At 66.8% G+C, this 17,761-nt stretch carries 17 protein-coding genes; 5 read left to right on the plus strand and 12 right to left on the minus strand.

Going from position 1 to position 17,761, the window contains the following annotated elements:
• The first annotated feature begins 24 nt into the window (after nt 1-24).
• Entirely contained in the window at nt 25-1,698 is a 1,674-nt protein-coding gene (locus tag EEB18_RS07490) for an arylsulfatase (protein ID WP_187139031.1), read from the plus strand.
• 15 nt (nt 1,699-1,713) lie between these two features.
• Here EEB18_RS07490 and epsC read toward each other — a convergent pair whose 3' ends face one another.
• The 4 genes from epsC to EEB18_RS07510 all read right to left on the minus strand — a co-directional run bounded on the left by epsC (nt 1,714) and on the right by EEB18_RS07510 (nt 6,312).
• Nucleotides 1,714-2,646: a serine O-acetyltransferase EpsC gene (gene epsC, locus EEB18_RS07495; protein ID WP_410468123.1), complete on the minus strand. Its 933-nt coding sequence runs from the start codon at nt 2,644-2,646 to the stop codon at nt 1,714-1,716.
• 329 nt (nt 2,647-2,975) lie between these two features.
• On the minus strand, nt 2,976-4,169 hold the full coding sequence (locus EEB18_RS07500) for an aminotransferase (protein WP_262408158.1): 1,194 nt from the start codon (nt 4,167-4,169) through the stop codon (nt 2,976-2,978).
• A 67-nt stretch (nt 4,170-4,236) separates the two neighbouring features.
• On the minus strand, nt 4,237-5,244 hold the full coding sequence (locus EEB18_RS07505) for an NAD(P)H-dependent flavin oxidoreductase (protein WP_187139034.1): 1,008 nt from the start codon (nt 5,242-5,244) through the stop codon (nt 4,237-4,239).
• Between the two features lie 84 nt (nt 5,245-5,328).
• Nucleotides 5,329-6,312, minus strand: a complete 984-nt coding sequence (locus tag EEB18_RS07510) for a GlxA family transcriptional regulator (protein WP_187139035.1) — start codon at nt 6,310-6,312, stop codon at nt 5,329-5,331.
• A gap of 138 nt (nt 6,313-6,450) precedes the next feature.
• On the opposite strand from EEB18_RS07510, the gene EEB18_RS07515 reads away from it, so the two are divergent.
• A complete protein-coding gene (locus tag EEB18_RS07515) occupies nt 6,451-7,434 on the plus strand; it encodes a phytanoyl-CoA dioxygenase family protein (RefSeq protein ID WP_056344027.1) in 984 nt (327 codons plus the stop codon).
• A gap of 17 nt (nt 7,435-7,451) precedes the next feature.
• Here EEB18_RS07515 and EEB18_RS07520 read toward each other — a convergent pair whose 3' ends face one another.
• A complete protein-coding gene (locus EEB18_RS07520; protein ID WP_187139036.1) occupies nt 7,452-8,399 on the minus strand; it encodes a hypothetical protein in 948 nt (315 codons plus the stop codon).
• 46 nt (nt 8,400-8,445) lie between these two features.
• Here EEB18_RS07520 and EEB18_RS07525 point away from each other — a divergent pair, with 46 nt between their 5' ends.
• The gene (locus tag EEB18_RS07525; protein WP_187139037.1) at nt 8,446-9,489 is read left to right on the plus strand and encodes a phosphotransferase family protein; all 1,044 of its coding nucleotides are present in this window, start codon (nt 8,446-8,448) and stop codon (nt 9,487-9,489) included.
• A 53-nt stretch (nt 9,490-9,542) separates the two neighbouring features.
• Here the strand turns inward: EEB18_RS07525 and EEB18_RS07530 are convergent, their stop codons facing one another.
• The 6 genes from EEB18_RS07530 to EEB18_RS07555 are packed head-to-tail and all read right to left on the minus strand — an operon-like array spanning nt 9,543 to nt 14,911.
• Nucleotides 9,543-10,283 carry an SDR family NAD(P)-dependent oxidoreductase gene (locus EEB18_RS07530; protein WP_187139038.1) on the minus strand — a complete coding sequence of 247 codons (741 nt, stop codon included), beginning with the start codon at nt 10,281-10,283 and terminating at the stop codon, nt 9,543-9,545.
• On the minus strand, nt 10,280-11,065 hold the full coding sequence (locus tag EEB18_RS07535; RefSeq protein WP_187139039.1) for an SDR family NAD(P)-dependent oxidoreductase: 786 nt from the start codon (nt 11,063-11,065) through the stop codon (nt 10,280-10,282). Before EEB18_RS07535 ends, EEB18_RS07530 begins: the two co-directional genes overlap by 4 nt.
• Before the next feature lie 11 nt (nt 11,066-11,076).
• On the minus strand, nt 11,077-12,018 hold the full coding sequence (locus tag EEB18_RS07540; RefSeq protein ID WP_187139040.1) for an SDR family NAD(P)-dependent oxidoreductase: 942 nt from the start codon (nt 12,016-12,018) through the stop codon (nt 11,077-11,079).
• Nucleotides 12,015-12,806 carry a thioesterase family protein gene (locus EEB18_RS07545; protein ID WP_187139041.1) on the minus strand — a complete coding sequence of 264 codons (792 nt, stop codon included), beginning with the start codon at nt 12,804-12,806 and terminating at the stop codon, nt 12,015-12,017. Before EEB18_RS07545 ends, EEB18_RS07540 begins: the two co-directional genes overlap by 4 nt.
• Complete coding sequence (locus EEB18_RS07550) at nt 12,806-13,762, minus strand: acyl-CoA dehydrogenase family protein (RefSeq protein ID WP_187139042.1); 957 nt, start codon at nt 13,760-13,762, stop codon at nt 12,806-12,808. Before EEB18_RS07550 ends, EEB18_RS07545 begins: the two co-directional genes overlap by 1 nt.
• Before the next feature lie 3 nt (nt 13,763-13,765).
• Nucleotides 13,766-14,911 carry an acyl-CoA dehydrogenase family protein gene (locus EEB18_RS07555; RefSeq protein WP_187139043.1) on the minus strand — a complete coding sequence of 382 codons (1,146 nt, stop codon included), beginning with the start codon at nt 14,909-14,911 and terminating at the stop codon, nt 13,766-13,768.
• A gap of 151 nt (nt 14,912-15,062) precedes the next feature.
• On the opposite strand from EEB18_RS07555, the gene EEB18_RS07560 reads away from it, so the two are divergent.
• On the plus strand, nt 15,063-16,178 hold the full coding sequence (locus EEB18_RS07560) for an FCD domain-containing protein (protein ID WP_187139044.1): 1,116 nt from the start codon (nt 15,063-15,065) through the stop codon (nt 16,176-16,178).
• Here EEB18_RS07560 and EEB18_RS07565 read toward each other — a convergent pair.
• Nucleotides 16,170-16,862 carry a DUF4286 family protein gene (locus tag EEB18_RS07565; RefSeq protein WP_187139045.1) on the minus strand — a complete coding sequence of 231 codons (693 nt, stop codon included), beginning with the start codon at nt 16,860-16,862 and terminating at the stop codon, nt 16,170-16,172. The genes EEB18_RS07560 and EEB18_RS07565 overlap by 9 nt on opposite strands.
• 94 nt (nt 16,863-16,956) lie before the next feature.
• On the opposite strand from EEB18_RS07565, the gene EEB18_RS07570 reads away from it, so the two are divergent.
• Nucleotides 16,957-17,757 carry an enoyl-CoA hydratase/isomerase family protein gene (locus tag EEB18_RS07570; protein ID WP_187139046.1) on the plus strand — a complete coding sequence of 267 codons (801 nt, stop codon included), beginning with the start codon at nt 16,957-16,959 and terminating at the stop codon, nt 17,755-17,757.
• Nucleotides 17,758-17,761 lie beyond the last annotated feature (4 nt).

Genomic DNA, 17,761 nt, shown 5'->3' on the forward strand with positions numbered 1-17,761 from the left:
TCGCTCCCCATCCAAGGAACCGTCATGATCGACACCGTACCCGACGCGCGTCCCAACGTACTGCTTATCGTCGTCGACGACATGGGCTTCTCCGATCTAGGCGCCTTCGGCAGCGAGATCGACACCCCGCACCTCGACGCGCTCGCCGCCGAGGGGGTGCGCCTCACCGATTTCCATTCGGCGCCCGCCTGTTCGTCAACGCGCGCGATGCTGCTGTCGGGGGTCGATCATCATATCGCCGGGATCGGTTCGATGATCGAGACCGTGCGTCCAGATTTCCAGGGTGCACCGGGTTACGAGGGCTATCTCAACGACAGCGTCGCGGCGCTTCCCGAACTGCTCCGCGACGCGGGCTATCGCACGATCCTGTCGGGCAAATGGCACCTCGGCCACACCCTCGACCGCGCCCCGCACGCACGCGGGTTCGAACGCAGCTTCGCGCTACTACCCGGCGGTGCCGACCATTTTGGCGGCGGCCCGATCGACCGCATCGCGGTGCGCGGCCCGATCTATGCCGAGGACGGCGAATGGGTCACCGACCTGCCGACGCCCTTTTACTCGACCGACTATTTCACGACGCGGCTGATCGAATTTTTCGAGGAGGCGGATACTGCAAAAGACGACCGTCCCTTCTTCGCCTATCTTCCCTTCTCGGCCCCGCACTGGCCGCTGCAAGCGCTCGACGCCGACATCCAGAAATATCGCGGCGTCTATGACGACGGGCCCGACGTCTTGCGCGAACGCCGGCTCGATCGGCTGAAGAAACTCGGCCTTGTCGCGCCCGACACGACGATCGCGCCGGTCGTTGCCGAGGGCGAGGCCGAATGGGCCGACCAGACCGCCGAGCAGCGCGCGCATTCGGCGCGCACGATGGAAATCTATGCCGCGATGGTCGACCGCATCGACCAGAATGTCGGACGGGTGATCGGCCATCTCAAGCGCACCGGCCAATATGACAACACGCTGGTCATCTTCCTCTCCGACAATGGCGCCGAGGGCGCGATCGTCGAAGCGATGCCGATCATGGGGCCGGTGTTCGCCAGGCTGATCGCCGAGCATTGCGACAACAGCCTCGACAATCTCGGCCGCCCCGGCTCCTATGCCTGGTACGGCCCGCGCTGGGCGCAGGCGGCGACCGCGCCGTCGCGGCTGGTCAAGACCTATACGACCGAGGGCGGCATCCGCGTCCCGACGATCATCCGCGCGCCGGGCGGCCAGCGCGCCGGCGAGATTTCGGAGGTGTTCGGGACGGTCAAGGACGTCACGCCAACCTTGCTCGAACTCGCCGGCATCCGCCATCCGGGTACGAGCTACAAAGGCCGCGCGATCGCCGAGCCGTCGGGGCGCAGCTTCGCCGCCTGGCTCGATGGCGCCGAGGCGATCCACCCCGCGGGCACGACGACCGGCTGGGAATTGTTTGGCCGCCGCGCGCTGCGCAAGGACGACTGGAAGGCGGTCTATGTCCCCGGCGCCGACGGCATTTCGCAATGGCAACTCTACGACCTGTCGAAGGACCGCGGCGAGGTCCACGACCTCGCCGAAACCCATCCCGACAAGCTCGCCGAACTGCTCGCCCACTGGCGCGACTATGTCCGCGACAATGGTGTCATCGCGGAAGCGATCAGCTTCTTCGATTCCGATCCCGCGGCGTTCGAGGCGGGTTGGATTTCGGATCCGCGCGAACGGGAGACCGCATGACCCCGCGTGGGCCTTCTACGCGCCGCTTATGCTGTTCTGCTCGCGCGCCTGAATGACACGGCTCTTCGGCGGGACGTCATGCGTCAGCCACACATTGCCGCCGATTTCGGATCCCGCGCCGATCGTGACGCGGCCGAGGATCGTCGCGCCGGCATAGATCACGACATCGTCCTCGACGATCGGGTGGCGCGGAATGTTGCGCACCATCACCCCCGCCTCGTCGGCGGCGAAGCTGCGCGCGCCGAGCGTCACGCCCTGATACAGTCGGACGTTGCGCCCGAGGATCGCGGTTTCCCCGATCACCACCCCCGTGCCATGATCGATGAAGAAGCTGTCGCCGATCTGCGCGCCGGGGTGGATGTCGATCCCCGTCTTGTCGTGCGCCACCTCAGCGATGATCCGGGCGACCAGCCTTGCGCCATCGACATGCAATTGATGCGCGAGCCGGTGATGAATGATCGCCAGCATCGAGGGATAGCAGATCAGCACCTCGTCGACGCTGCGCGCGGCGGGATCGCCGCGCCACGCCGCCTCGACGTCGGTATCGAGCAGGCGGCGGAGCGCCGGTAGCCGCTCGGTGAAGGTCCGCACGATCGCGGCCGCGCGCGCATCGACGGCATGGGTCGTTTCGTCGGCCATGGCGTAGATGAGTTCGAGCCGCACCTGTCCGTAAAGCCGCGCGAGCGTCGTCTGCAGCGTCTGTTCGACGAACACATGCTCGTTGTGCGGCCGCACGAAATCGGGACCGAGCCGCAGCGGATAGAGCGCGCCACACAGCGCCCCGACGATCTTCAGCAAATCGCCGCGCGACGGGAAGCCCTCACTGCCATATTCCGCATTGTGGCCATAGGCGTCGCGCCATTCGCGGCGAATCTCGGCAAGTTCGGATGCGATCGCCGCGACACCATCGGTCAGTTCGGGCCGATCGGCGTCGGCTGTCCCGATCACAGGCCGAGCCGCTGCCAGAATTCCTGCGCGCTCACGCGCCGCCTGTCCGCCGGATGCGGCAGCCATGACGGATGCGGGAGGGGCTGCGACAGGGTCGATTGACGGCGACGGGGACCTTCTTGGCGCCGGACTCTCATATTCGTATCTCCTTTACAGAAGCACGAATCCGACGTGTCGCCAGGTCTTCGTGCGCTTTAGCCGTTGGTGACGCGGAGCAAGCTGACAGCTATCAAAAGCCGCGAGATCCGAAGATCTGCAATTTATCTACTTATTTGATTGAGATATGTCGCGCGAAGCTTTCTTGGCCGCGCGAAAGCAAAAGTTTCGCCTCAGCGAAGCCCCGCGCCATCGGCCCCTTCGGCCGCCAGCCCGTCACGAAAGCGCGCGAGCCGCTCCACCGCCTCGTCGAGGATGGCGGCGTCCTTTGCGAAGCACAGCCGCACGATATGGCGCGGCCCTTCGCCCTCGAACAAGGCGGAGACCGGAATCGACGCCACGCCCGCCTCGCGGACCGCCCGCTCGCTGAAGCTCCGGTCGTCGGTCGCGATCCCCGACGCCGCGAGGTCGATGCAAAGGAACCAGGTCGCCGCGCTCGGCAGCACCGCAAAGCCGGCATCGGTCAAACCCCTGGCAAGCCGTTCGCGCGACGCTGCCCAAGCCGCGCGTTGCGGTGCGAACCAGCTGTCGGGCCGATCCAGCCCCTCGGCGACCGCCCACTGCAAGGCCGGCGGCGTGGTGAAGGTCAGAAACTGGTGTGCGCGGCCGATGGTCCGGGCGAGGTCGGGTGACGCGCAGAGCCAGCCCGTCTTCCATCCCGTCAGTCCGAATATTTTTCCTGCCGAGCCGATCTTCACCGTCCGGTCTTCCATGCCGGGCATCGACCAGAGCGAGCGATGCGACACACCGTCGAACCGGACATCTTCCCAGACCTCGTCACAGATCGCGACGAGGTCGTTGCGCCGACACGCCGCGGCGATGAGGGCGAGTTCGGGCCCGGAAGCGACCTTGCCTGCCGGATTGAGGGGATCGTTCAACAGGATCAGGCGGGTGCGAGGCGTCACCGCGCGATCAAGGGCAACGGCATCATAGCCCCAATCGGGTGGGCTGAGGTGGACGGACACCGGCATCCCGCCCGCGCGCCGGATCATTGGCGCATAGCTGTCATAGGCGGGCTGGAACAGGATCACCTCGTCGCCGGGCCTGACGAGAGCCAGGATCGAAGCCGCGAGCGCCTCGGTCGCGCCCGACGTTACGACCACCTGGTCGCGGGCGATACGCAGCCCCTGCCGGCGCCCATAGAAACGACCGATCGCGTCGCGCAGCTCCGGCAGACCGAAAGCAGGCGGATATTGGTTCGATTTCTCGCGCATGGCCCGCGCCGCAGCCTCGATCATGTCCGGCGACTGGGCCTCGTCCGGAAAGCCTTGCCCGAGGTTTATCGCGTCATGCGCAATGGCGAGGCCCGACATATATTCGAATATCGTCGGTTCCATCGCTTCGTAAATGGGATTCAGGCGGGTCACGACACACTCCGGCAGCGCATTGGGCACGGATTGTCGCGCATCGGAGCCATCGCTGTAAAGGCGGATGCTAGTCCTCGGCGGCGTCCAGCGCCTGATCGACGAGCCGCGCGACATCGGCGAAACTGGGTTGCGCGCAGGCCGCCAGATATTCGGCGCGCAACCGGCGCACGAGATCGCCGATCGCCGGAACGTCGCCGATCAGGTCGATGCCCTGACCCGCCGACCACAGATTTTTCCAGGGTTTCACGCCTTCGGGCAAATGATCGTGACTCATGCCGGGACCGGTGGGTGCGGGCAGATTTTTGGGATCGAGCCCCAGCCTTTCCATCGAAGGCCGCAGCCAGTTCGCCGCCACGCCGGCGATCTTGGGCGTGAACATCAAATCCTCCGAATGGCATTCGACCAGCATGCGGGCATATTCGGGATCGACGCCGGCCTCCTTCGTCGCGATGAATCGGGTCCCCATATAGGCGAGGTCGGCGCCGAGTATCTCGGCCGCGCGGATGGCCGCTCCCGTCGAGATCGACCCCGCCATCAACAGGGTGCCATCGAATATCTGCCGAATGCGGGGGATCAGCACGAGGTGACCGACGCCGCCCGAATGGCCGCCGCCGCCCGCGCCGACGCAGGTCAGCCCGTCGACCCCCGCCGCGATCGCCTTTTCCGCGTAGCGGAACGACACCACGTCGTGGAAGATTTTCAGTCCTTCGTCATGAACCCGGCGCGTCAGTTCGGCGGGGTTGCCGAGGGCGCTGATGATGATGTCGACGCCATAGCGTTTGGCGACTTCGAGATGCCGCTCCGCCTCTGCGGGGTCCATCCGCGAGGCGAGGTTCACCGCCAGCGGACCGACCCGCGCACCGGGATGGGTCTCAGCATGACGATCGAGGTCTTCGCGAATCTCCTTCAGCCAGGATTCGAACATTTCGAAGCTGCGGGCGTTCTGGCGCGGGAGGGCGCCCATGATCCCCGCCTTGCACGCTTCGCGGACCATCGTGGGGTTGCTGACCAGAAACATCGGGGCGCAGACCGCCGGAAGGACCATCCGGTCGCGCAGTGCAGGTTCAAGCGCCATAAGAAATCCTCCCACCCCGTCGCCTCTGCGACATTTACAGTTTAATTATATATATGTTTTTAGAACCGCAAGCGCGAGCGCTTGTCAAGCGCCCTCTAGCCGCGCCGCGCGATGCGCGCGGCGATAGGCGGCAGGCGACATGCCGACCGCCGCGAAGAAAACGCGGCGAAAGGACGGGATGTCTGTGTAGCCGACCAGCTGCGCGATTTCGGTCACCGAACGGCGGGTTTCGGTGAGCATGATCATCGCCGAATCGACCCGGGTGCGTTGAACGAATTCGCGCGGCGTCGCCGACCCGACGGCCCGAAAGCGGCGGATCAGCGACTGGTGGCTGACGCCGAGGTCGCGCGCCAGGTCGCCGATCCGGAACCGGCGGGTGAAGCGGTCACGGATCCACAATTGCGCGCGGGCGACGAAGGGGTCGGCGGCGGACGCGAGTGCCGCAGCCAGCGGACCCGGCGGTTCGCGCGCCGCGATGCCGCGCCCCACTGCAATCGAATAGGATTCGGCGAACAGGCGCGCCACCAGCGCGGCGCTGTCGGCGTCGCGGCTGCAGGTCCAGATGTTGCCTGCGTGGGTGATAACATTGTCGGGATCGACCGCCACACGCGGAAACAGCCGCCGCATCGCCGGCACCAGCCGGGCGCCCACGGCGCCGGCGCGGCCGTCGAGAAGCCCCGCCGCGGCGAGATGGAACACGCTCGCCCCGCAGGCGCCGATATCGACGCCTTTGGCATTCTGCTCGCGGAGCCACGCATGCAGGGGTGCGAAGCCCGACAGCAGCCCCGCCATCGCATCGGGGTCGACCAGCTGGAACGAGGGCAGGAAGATGAAGCGCGGGTCGTCGGTTTCCGCGAGGGTCGCGTCGGCGGCGAAACGCCGCCCGCCGACCAGCGCGATCGGACCGGGTTCGGCCGCGAGAAGCCGCAGCTCGGTCTGCATCCGGGCATAATCGCCGAGCGCCGGATTGGTCGCAAAAACCTCCCCGAGCCGCGCATGCGCGTCGATGATCGCGCCGAGGGTGGCGATATAGCTGGGGGAGGTGACGACCGCGGCGATGTAAGACATGCTCGGCTTTCGGAAAAATGCCCTCCTATACTGGCAAAAATGCCCCTTGTTGTCGAGACGGGCTTTCGCTCAAATCATCGGCGATGCTGGAGAGCCGGTCGATACCGGTCGCGGCGGAGAGGATCAGAAAGGAAGCTCATGGCCGTGCAATCCATCTCGATGCCCGATGCGAAGGATCTCGATGTCCTGAGCGTCAAGCCGGTGCAGGAACTGCAATCCTGCAACCATCTGCTCGACGATCATGCCGCGCTGATCCGCTTCCATGACGAGGAGGGTTATATCCTGCTGCGCGGCGTCCTCGACGCCGCTTCGGTCGAAGAGGCACGCCAGGCGATGTTCGCGGTGATGGAGAAGCACGGCCTGATCGAAGCCGGCGCGACCGAACCGGTATGGACCGGGACGCCATCGCCGGGCGGGATGGAAGAGAGCCCCGAATTTTCGGGCATCGCGCGCAAGCTGATCGAGCATCCGACCAATATGCGGCTGATGGAACAGATCCTAGGCGAACCCGCGTGCATCATCCCGATCGTGCAATATCGCGCCTATCCGCCGGGCGGATCGGTCACCGGCGTCCATCAGGACGGATTTTTCAGCCCCGGAATCAAGAATTACAAGCCGGTGTGGACCCCGCTGACCAATTGCGAACGCGAGGTCGGCGGGCTGATGCTGGCGGTGCGCCAGTGCAACCGGGGATTTTTCCACAATATCGCCAAGACGCCGAGTTCGATCCCCGAAGGTGTGATCCCCGACGACAGCTGGGCGACGACCGATTATTTCCCCGGCGACGTGCTGATCCTCAATCCCTGCACCCCGCACGCCAGCATGCCCAATGTTTCGAACCGCTGCCGCGTGACGATCGACACGCGGGTCCAGTCGGCGGCCGACCCGCGCGTACTGATGGCCGATATCGTCGAAGCGACCCCCGATTCAATCCGCGTGCGCACCTTGGACGGCAAGGAACGCGGCTTCGCGGTCGACGACCAGACCTTCATCCGCATCGAAAACCCCGGGGTGCGCCAGAAGCGGTCCGACTATGTGCCGAGCGCGGCGCCCGGCAAGCGGATCGTCGTGGTGTTCGACGGCGACCATGCCGAAACGCTGCGCCGCGCGTCCGAAAACTGACGCGGTCGGTGCGCTGGCTAGGGCGATCGTCGGCTGAGGCCGTCGGCCGCATTGGACCCCAGGGTGCACAAGGGCGCGGCATGGCCGCCAGCGGCGTTGGTGCTGACCTCAAGGTTCGACATGCCGCGCCGTCCATCCAGCGTCGCGGTGCCGATCGTCTCGACCGCGGTATAGCCGCGCACCTGCATCAAGATGGCGTCGGCGCGGTCGCACGCGACGCGCAACACCTCGCCGGTCGCCAGATGCAGCACCGCGTCGCCATGCCGCGGCGTCAGCGCGTCCGATTCGAGCCCGACCACCAGGTCGCTGTCGACGATCGGGATCGTCGTCCCGTCGCGCCAGACATAGCCGACCTTCATCACCCGTCCCGCGTGAACGAGATGGATGATGTGGGTCGTGAGGTTGGGACCGAAGACGCAGGGCCACCAGCGGGTGCCGCGGCTCTGCGACCAGTCGCGCCGCCCCCACGAGCGGTCGCGATAGCCGAGCGCGTCGATCGCGATCTCGCGGTCGCCGATGCGGACCGTCCCGGTCATCCGCCCCGACACCTCGAAATGATGCGCCGCACCGGTCAGTTGGCGCCCCGGCATGGCGACCGCATGATAGTCGAAACGCGGGTGGAAGTCGGTGAAACGCAGCGCCGCTTCGCAGTCGGCGAAATCGGCGACGATCGCCGCGTCGCCGTCGAACGATACGCGAAGATGCGGACCCCAGCCCATATGCGCCTCGCCCCGGTCGGCAGGATCGAGCGCCGTGCCGGTGACATTCGATCGAAAGCGCAGTCCGTCATGGGTGAAGAGGCCGAAACAGCTGTTGACCGCGCCCGCGACGGGTTCCTGGCCCAGGCGCCAGAAGCCGCCGACGCCGGCATCGAGGTCGTGCCAGACGAACAGGCTGCTTTCCTGCCACAGCGGATCGTCATCGGGCCGGTGGGGGCGGTCGTCGGCTTCGGAAAAGATATGCATGGCGCTATCCTTGTTGGCGTCGTGACGAGCGCGAAAGGGCCACGCGATGCCGCACGCTGAGCGCAGCCCGGACGACCTGCGCCGGCGCCTCGGCGACTGGGCGAAGCGCCGACTGGCCCGATTGGGAGGCGTCGAAATCGGGACGATCATCGCGGCGCAGGGCGGGGCGTCGAGCGAAACCTGGCTGATCGACGCCTTGGTCGGCCCCGATCATCGGCCGGCCCATTGGGTCCTGCGGATCGAGCCGCGAGGCCATCAGGTCTATCAGGACCCGTCGGTCGCGCGCCAATATCGGGTGATCGAGGTGCTGGCGGGCGAATCCGGCCTGTCGATCCCGACGCCGATCGCGCAAGAGGACGACCCCGACATTCTCGGCGCGCCCTTTTTCCTGATGGCGCGCGCGCCGGGGGTAGCGCCGCCGAACGACTATCATCGCGAGGGACTGCTGGCGACCGCCACGCGCGCCGAGCGCGAGGCGATGTGGGCGCAGGGCATTGCGTTGATGGCGCGGCTCCACCGCCTCGATCCCGCGCCGTTCGCCTTTCTCGCCCCGCCGGGAAACGCGCCGGGTGTCGACGGCGTGGCGCAGGAACTGGTGCGGTGGGACCGCTATCGCGGCTGGGCTGCCATCCCCCACCTGCCGCTCTATGACCATGCGCGGCGGTGGCTGGAGGATCATCGCCCCGCGCCGCGCCCGCCGGGCTTTGCGTGGGGCGATGCGCGGCCACCCAATTTGCTGTTCGCCGATGGCCGCTGCACCGCGCTGCTCGATTGGGAAACCGCCTCGCTCGGCGGCGCCGAGACCGACCTTGGCTGGTGGCTGTTTTACGACCGGATGATCTGCGAAGCCGCCGGCGTGCCGCGGCTCGACGGGATCGGCGACGCCGAACGGACCGTGGCGCTGTGGGAAGCCGAGGCCGGGCGCAAGGCGCAGGCGATGGAATGGCACATCGTCTTCGCCGGCTATCGCTTCGCACTGATCAGCGAGCGCGCCCGCGCGCTGGCGATCGCCGCCGGTCGCCTGCCCCCCGAAGCCTGCGGCGCGGCCAATCCGGCGGTGCAACTGCTCGGCGAACTGATCCCCGGCTAGGCGCACGACGCCCGTCTTGCCCTCCAGGGAAAACATCGCGCGCTCCTTCGGTTTCAGGTTCCCGCCGCGCCGTCGACCAAAACGACCGACCCGTTGACGAAGCTCGCCGCGTCGCTCGCCAGAAAGTAGATCATCGCGGCGATTTCGTCGGGCCGGGCGATGCGGCCCTGCGGGATCATCGCGACGATCTGATCGAGATGCGCCTTGGGCAGGCCGTCGAGGATCGCGGTGTCGGTGACCCCCGGCGCGACCGCGTTGCAGCGGATGCCGTCGGCGGCATATTCCTTGGCGGTCTGCTTGGTCAGCATGATCATCCCCGCCTTGGAGATGCTGTAGGGGCCGACGCGCGGCACCGCGTGCATGCCGGCGGGCGACGCCAGATTGACGATCGCGCCGCCACCCTGCGCGATCATCAGCGGCAGCGCCGCGCGCGTCAGCGCCAGCGGCGCGCGCAGGTTCGCGCCCATGACCGCGTCATATTCGGAAAGGTCGAGCTCGTGCAGCCGCTTGGTGCGCGGGCCGCCGATGCCGGCGTTGTTCACCAATATGTCGATCCGCCCAAAGGCCGCATCCAGCGCGGCGAACAGGCTTGCGACGCCCTCGGGCGACGTGATGTCCGCGGCGTGGACCCGCACGCCCGATATGTCCGCCGCCAGTCGTTCGAGCCCCGGCCCATCGACGTCGGTCCCGAGCACGCGCGCGCCGTCGGCGACGAGGCGGCGGACGACCGCGCCGCCGATACCCCCGGCCGCCCCGGTAACCAGCGCGACCTTGCTGTCCAGCGCACCGCTCACAGGCGCGCGGCCATCGCATAGCTCGACATGTCGGGCAGCATATGGCCGCCATCGACGACCAGCGCCTGCCCGGTCACGAATTGCGAGGTCGGCGAACAGAAGAACATCACCGCATTGGCGATATCGCTGGGCAGGCCGGCGCGTTGCAGCGGGATGTTCGGCACAATCTTGTCGCGCGTGACATCGTCCATCTTGGGGCTGCGATCGTCGATGACGAGGCCCGGTTCGATGACGTTCACCGTCGCGCCATGCTTCGCGAATTCGAGCGCGAGGTTGCGCGCGAGGCCGTTCATGCCGCCCTTCGATGCGGCATAGCTGTCGAGCCCGGCGAGCCAGGCGTGGTTTCCGATCAGCGAGGAAATGCCGACGATGCGGCCGTTGCCGCATGTCTTCACATACGGCAGCGCGGCGCGGCTCAGCCACATGAAGCTGTAAAGATTGGTCTTGAGGACGCTGTCGAACTCCTCGTCGGTGACCTGCTCGAACGGGGTGAACGGAAAGATCGCGCTGTTGTGGACGACGATGTCGAGCCCGCCAAAGGCATCGACCGCCGCCTGCACCGCGGCATCGCAAGCCGCGCGCGTCGAAAGGTCGAGCGCGACCAGTTCGACCTCGCCGCCCATCGCGCGCAGCTCGTCGGTGACCTCCTGCCCGCTGGCTTCGGTGCGGGTGGCGATCATCACGCGCGCGCCGTTCTGGACGAGCTGCGTCGCGATGACGCGCCCGATGCCGCGCCCGCCGCCGGTGACCAGTGCGACTTTTCCGGCAAGATCGATCTTCATGTCCGTCCCTTTCACTTACTGGCCGCAATGGCGTTTTCGGTCCATGACCAGAGCCGCGCGGCGGCTTCCGGGTCGCGCGCCCAGGCTTTGACCCCGTCGCGCCGGCCCTCCCGATTGGGCAGCGCTTCGTTGCAATCTTCGAGATAGAGGCCGCCGCTGCCGTCGAGTTCGCGACCGAGCGCCGCCCAGACTGTCGTCGCGCTGCCCTGTTCGACGGTCTTCCACCTATATTGGCTCGCGCTCGCCGGATCGACGCCGAGCCGCTGGCGGATTTCGTCGGTCATGTGCCGCCCGAGCGAGGTGTGAATGCCGCCGGGCATCAGCGAAAAGGCGCGGATGCCATCGCCCCGATGGCGACGATCGAGTTCGAGCGCGAACAGCGCGTTGGCGGTCTTCGACCGGCCATAGGCGGCGAGCGGATCATAGTCGGTGCGTTCAAAATTGGGGTCGTCGAAGTCGAAGCCGCTCCACAAATGCCCGCTCGACGCCACCGCGACGACGCGCGCGCCGTTCGCGGCCTTGAGCGCCGGGAGCAGCAGGCTGGTCAGGTCGAAATGGCCGATATGATTCACGCCGAGCTGCATTTCGAACCCCTGCGCGGTGCGCATCAACGGGCAGGCCATGATCCCGGCATTGTTGATCAGCAGGTGCAGCGGCGCGCCGCTGTCGGCGACGGCAAAGGCCTCGACCGAGCGAAGGTCGGCGAGATCGAGCGCGGCGGCGCTGGCCTTGCCGCCTGCGGCCTCGATCTCGGCGACCAGCGGCGCGGCGGCAGCGGTGTCGCGGACCGCGAGCACGACCTCGGCGCCGCGGCTGGCCAGCACGCGCGCGGTTTCGACGCCGAGTCCGGCGGTCGCCCCGGTGATGATCGCGCGCTTGCCCGACAAATCATGGCCGGCGGCGACGTCGGCGGCGGTCGATTCCCAGCCGAAGGGGGAGGTTATGCGGCTCATTCACTTTTCCTTTTGTCCAGGAACAGGGTCTGGTGGGCGTGGCCCAGTTCGCCCTGTTCGTCGGCGAGTGTGGAATGGACGATCGCGATGCCGTTGCCCGCGCTTCTGGTTTCGGCGGCGATCCGTACCCATTCGCCCTGCGGCATGCGCGTCAGGTGCAGGCTGATGTCGACATTGGCGAAGCTCCATTCGCGCCAGTTGACGAAGCTCGACGTGCCGCTGCCGAAATCGGCCGCCATCGCGAGCTGGACGAAGGGCGATATCGGCACGCCGGGAAGGATTTCGCCCGTCATCCGAGCCCACACGACCCCCGGCCCTGGGACTTCGAGCCCGCCCGATTCGAGCCGCGTCTCGTTGATATGCTGAAGCGGCGAGCGGCCGCCGTTGAGGCTCGGCAGGTCGATGGACGGCAGCAGGTGGCGCGGCGCATCGGTGGCCGGGGACTCGCCCGCCCGGATTCGCAGGGCCGAGGCGCGCGCCGTGGTGGCGCCGTCCTGCACCAGTTCGACGTCGAGCAATTGCAGCCGCTTGCCCTCGCGTAGCACCGAGACGCGCGTCTCGATCGGTGCCATCAGCGTCGGTTTCATCATGTCGAGGAGCAGCCGGCTGGTGACCATCGGCACCGGGCTGGGCGCCTGTTCGATCAGGTGCGCGATCAGCGCGTTGAGCACGACCCCGCTTTGCAGGCGGCGGTCCCAGGGCCCGGTCGCGAGCGCGGTCGGCGCATAGGCTCCGTCGACCAGGTCGTAGATATGGCGCACCAACGGGCGCGAGACTTCGGCGTTCATCAACCCGCCTTCTTCGGCGCGTCGGGCCACGCCAGTTCGGAAATTTCGGCCACATGAGTACGAAAGCCGCCCATTTCGCCGACCAGCCAGCGCAGGCGAAAGGTCCACAGATGCAGCGCATGCTCGAGCGTCATGCCGAGCGCGCCGTTGAACTGGTGGACGTCGTAATTGACCTGCGTGATCGCGCGCTGCGCGTGCAGCGCCGCCAGCGCCGCGTCGAGCGGATTTCTGCTCCACGCCGCCTTCATCGCGAGCCAATAGCTGCCCCGGCATTTTTCGGCATCGGCGGCGAGGCGATGCTGCACCGCCTGGAACGAGCCGACGGGGCGGCCGAACACATGGCGCTGTTTCACATAGTCGGTGGTGAAGTCGGTCGCCGCCTGCATCGCCGCGGCGATTTCGAGCGCCAGCGCGAGGCGCCACAGCCGCCGCAGTTCGACCGCCTTGCCGGCGCCGAGCCGCCGCGCCGCCGCGAGATCGGGGAGCGCCGCGAGCTTGCCGAGCGGATAGGCATAAACACCGTCGAGTTCGGTAACCGCCAGCCTGGCCATGTCGACCACCGCGACGTCGTCGCCCAGATCGACGAGCAACGTTCGCGCGTCGCCGAGGAAACGGATCCCTCGGGTCAGATCGGCCAGCCGCCCGATCGCGATCGGGCGCGGCAACGCTTCGCCGGTCAGCAGCGGTCCGACCAGCGCCGAGGCGCCGACCTCGAGCACCAGCGGCGACAGCGCGCATTCATAGACGAGCGCCGCCGCATCGACGGCGCCGCAGCCCGGTTCGAGCGCGACATCGAAAAAGCCGCCGGCTGCGAGCGACGCATCAAGCGCGACAGCACGGTGGAAGGTCTTTGGTTCGACGACATTGCCGGTGCGCGGCAGGTCGCGGTTGTCGGCGACCATCCGCATGATCGTTTCGCGCAGCGCCCGCTGGTCGGCGGAAAAATCGAAGTCCATCGCTCAGGCTCCCCGCGGCAGGCCGAGGTAGCGGCCCGAAATCATGTTGAGCTGAACCTCCGCCGCCCCCGCCGCGATGCCGGCGGTGATCGCCGAGTTGAACTGCGCGCGCAGATGACCGTCGGCGCCATCGACGAGCAGGTCGGGCAGATAGGTCGAGGTGAGGTTGGCGACCGCATGGTCGGCCTGGATCATCGCGTAGCGCGCAAGATAGGTTTCCGCGCCGGGGTCGCTGTCCTTCGCGCGGCCGTCGATGACCAGATAGGTCTGCAGGCGCGCCGCCTCGACCGCGGCGAGCGCGATCGCGCAATCGGCGCGCACCACCGCATCGTCGAAATCGCCGCGCGCTTTCAGCACATCCACGATATGCGCGAGGCCGCGCGCCGCCTTTTCATAGCGCCCGGCGCCGATCCGTTCATAATGGATGATCGCCTGGACGATCTTCCAGCCATGGCCTTCGTCGCCGAGCAGCGCATCCGCCGGCACGCGCGCGTCGGTGAAGAAGATTTCGTGAAAATCGTGGCGCGAATGGACGCCGGGGATCGGACGGATTTCGATGCCCGGGGTGTCCATCGGCACGATGAAGCAGCTCACCCCGCCCTTGCCCTTGCCGCCGACGCGCGCGAGCAGGAACATGATGTCGGCGCGCGCCGCGTAGGAGGTCCAGATCTTCGACCCGTTGATGACATAATCGCCGCCATCGGGCTCGGCGCGCGTCTGCATATTGCCGAGGTCGGTCCCCGCTTCGGGCTCGGAAAAGCCCTGGCACCACAGAAGTTCGCCCGCCGCGATCGCCTGCAGATAGCGTTGCTTCTGGGTCTCGGTGCCGAATTTCATGATCGCCGGACCGGCCCAGTTGGTCCCGAGGTAGAGCGACGAGCGCGGTTCGCCGATCGACCACATTTCCTCGCTGATGATGATTTGTTGCCACGCACTGGCATCGGAGCCGCCATAGTCTTTTGGCCAGTGCCGGACGATCAGGTCGCGTTCGGCGAGCCGTGCATTGAAGGCACGGGCATGCTCCATCAGTTTGGGGCTGGACGGCCCGTGCGGCGCATAATTCTCCCACCAGTCATCGGGCAGGGTCGCCAGTACCTCATGGAGTTCGGTCCGATACGCCGCCTCCGAATCGCTCCAGGCAAATTCCACATCGCTCTCCTCGCTTAACTGGTATACTTATTCTGCGCATCGTTCGCTTGTCAAACGAGAGGAAAATCACGAAGTGTCGGAAGGCGAGAGGGGACGTAGCGTCCCGGGGGGCAGATCGAAGATGGTGGGCGCGAGCAAGCGCAGACGAAAATTGGGGGAGATTGTCGCCGAACGCATCATCGGCGAGATCATCCGGCGCGGCTGGAAAGAGGGTGAGGTGCTGGGCACCGAAGCCGATTTCATGGAGATGTTCCGCGTCTCACGCGCGACCTTCCGCGAAGCGGTGCGCCAACTCGAATGGCATGGCGCGGCGGGGATGCGGCGCGGCGTCTATGGCGGCCTCGTCGTCAAGGCGCCGCCGCGCCACGCGATCGTCTTTGCCGCCAAAACCTATTTCGAGCTGACGAAGGTCGAACGCCCACTGCTCGACGACACGGCCGCGATCCTGCGCGCCGCGCCGCGACTGCACGCCGACGCGGACAACCTGGCGATCGAACTTTTCCTCGAGGCGGTCGACCGGCGGACGATCACCGATCTCGCCAACGAGCGCATGGTCGCCGGCTCGGTGCCCAAGCTCAGCGAGACGATCGCGCTGCGGCTGGTCCAGGATATCGAAAATGCCGGGGCGAAGCGCGGCACCAACCTGGGCAACGAAGGCGAACTCCAGCGGCGCTATGGCACGAGCCGCGCTGTGATGCGCGAGGCGCTCCGGCCGCTCGAACTTCACGATATCGTGCGGGTCAAGACCGGCGCGCAAGGCGGCGTCATCATCCGCGAATGCGACCCGGCTTATACGATCGAACTGACCTCGATCTTCCTCACCTACTCGCGCATCCCGCTGTCGCATCTGTGGGAGGCGCAAAGCTGTCTCGAGATCGCGGCGGTCGAGAAATTCGTCCGCCGCGCCGACGCCGAATCGCTTGGCGCGCTGCGCAAGGCGCTGGTGCGGCTCGACCAGGCGTCGGCGGGTCACTATCTCGCCTCGGCGTGCGAGTTTCACCAGATCATCGCCGATCACAGCGGCAACCGCGCGCTCGCGCTGTTTGTCGGCGTGGCGCTCCGATACGGCCTGACGGTGATGCCGATGCCCGACGAGAATTTCCTGCCCGAACTCAAGATGCAGCACGGCCACATGGTCGATGCCATCGCGGCCGGCGATCGCGATGGCGCGATGGCGTCGATGCGGGCGATGTTCGATCATGCCCGTCGCTGGATCGCGCGAATCGAACGCAAGCAGGAACGCCGGGCCGCCGAATTGTCAGACTGAGCCAAGGCAAATGCCGTCGACCGCGAAGGGCGCAGCGGCGACCCCGGACCGGTCGAGCGTCGGCGACAGGACCATGCGTTCGGTCCCGGCCCGCGCCGCGAGTTCGGCGAGCGCGGCATCGGCCTCGCCCGCCGCGACTTCACAGATCGCCAGATAACGATAGGGATAGGGGCGCAGCGCCGGATGATCGACCAGCCGAAAACGCTGGGCCGCAACGAAGCCCGGCACCGCGAGGACGTCGGGGAGATGGGTGTGATTGTACCAGTGGTTGAAGACGTCGTCGTCGCCGGGCGTGGCGTTGGTGAGGACGATATAGAGCAATCGGTCCTTGCCCCCGGCGTCGGGCGTGACGGTAGACCGCCGGCGTTCGGTCAGCGCCTCGGCGATCGCCATCATCATCGATTCGCCGTCGAGCGTGTCGCTCATCGTCCAGTCGCCGCTGCCGGCGCGGGTGAATATTTCCGTCAGGATCGCCGCCGGGTCGCCGTCCAGCCAATAGGTCGCGGCGTTCGACCATCGCGGGCTTTCCTCACCCTCGGCAACGCACGAAAATTCGCCGCGCAGCACCCCGGGGACGCGGCAGACATCGGGAAGATGATGCGCCAGATACCAGTCGCGGTGCGCCGTTTCCCGGCCTGATTTCGGGTTCTGCAGCACGAGCATCATCCCCTTGGCTTCGGTCATATTCGCTCTCCGTCACGCGCCATATCGAAATGGGGCTTGCCGCGAACCGCCGTTCGATGCAAGGAATATGGTATACCAGTTAGGAGGATTGAGGGTGCCAGCGCGATACGCGAATTATTCGGCCATCAAGGTCGGGCAGGACGGCCATGTCCTGACGATCACACTCGACAACCCGCCGCTCAACGGCATGACGCCCGAGGCGCATGAGGAGTTGACGCGCATCTGGACCGACGCCGGGGCCGACCCCGGCGTGCGTGTCATCATCTTCACCGGTGCGGGCGAACGCGGCTTTTGCGCCGGCGGCGATCCCAAAAGGATGATCGACAATTGGGGCAATCGCGAGCGCTGGCATGTCGGAATTTTCGAAGCGCGCGCGATCATCGTCGGCATGCTCGAATGCCCGAAGCCGGTCATCGCCCGGATCAACGGTCATGCGATGGGCATGGGCGCCAGCCTCGCGCTCGCGGCCGACATCACCATCGCGGTCGAAGACGCGCTGATCGGCGACCCGCACGTCAGCGTCGGTCTCGCGGCGGGCGACGGCGGTTCGCTGCTGTGGCCCAATCTGGTCGGACTGGTCGAGGCGCGCCGCCATTTGCTGAGCGGTGATCCGCTGCGCGGCAAGGACGCCGCCGCCAAGGGGCTGATCACCGAATCGGTGGCCCGCGACGATCTCGATGCCGCGGTCGCCAAATGGGTCGCCACCTTCCTCTCCAAATCGCCGAGCGCGCTGCAGACGACCAAGCAGGCACTGAACCTCGACATCCTCGACAAGGCGCGGCGCCACATGGGGGAGATGCTGCGGCTCGAAACCCGGTCATGGGAATCGCCCAATCACCGCGAGGCGGTGCAGGCGATGATCGACAAACGCCCGCCCGATTTCATCGACGAGTGAACAG

This window comes from Sphingopyxis sp. OPL5, from assembly GCF_003797775.2.
Taxonomy (GTDB): domain Bacteria; phylum Pseudomonadota; class Alphaproteobacteria; order Sphingomonadales; family Sphingomonadaceae; genus Sphingopyxis.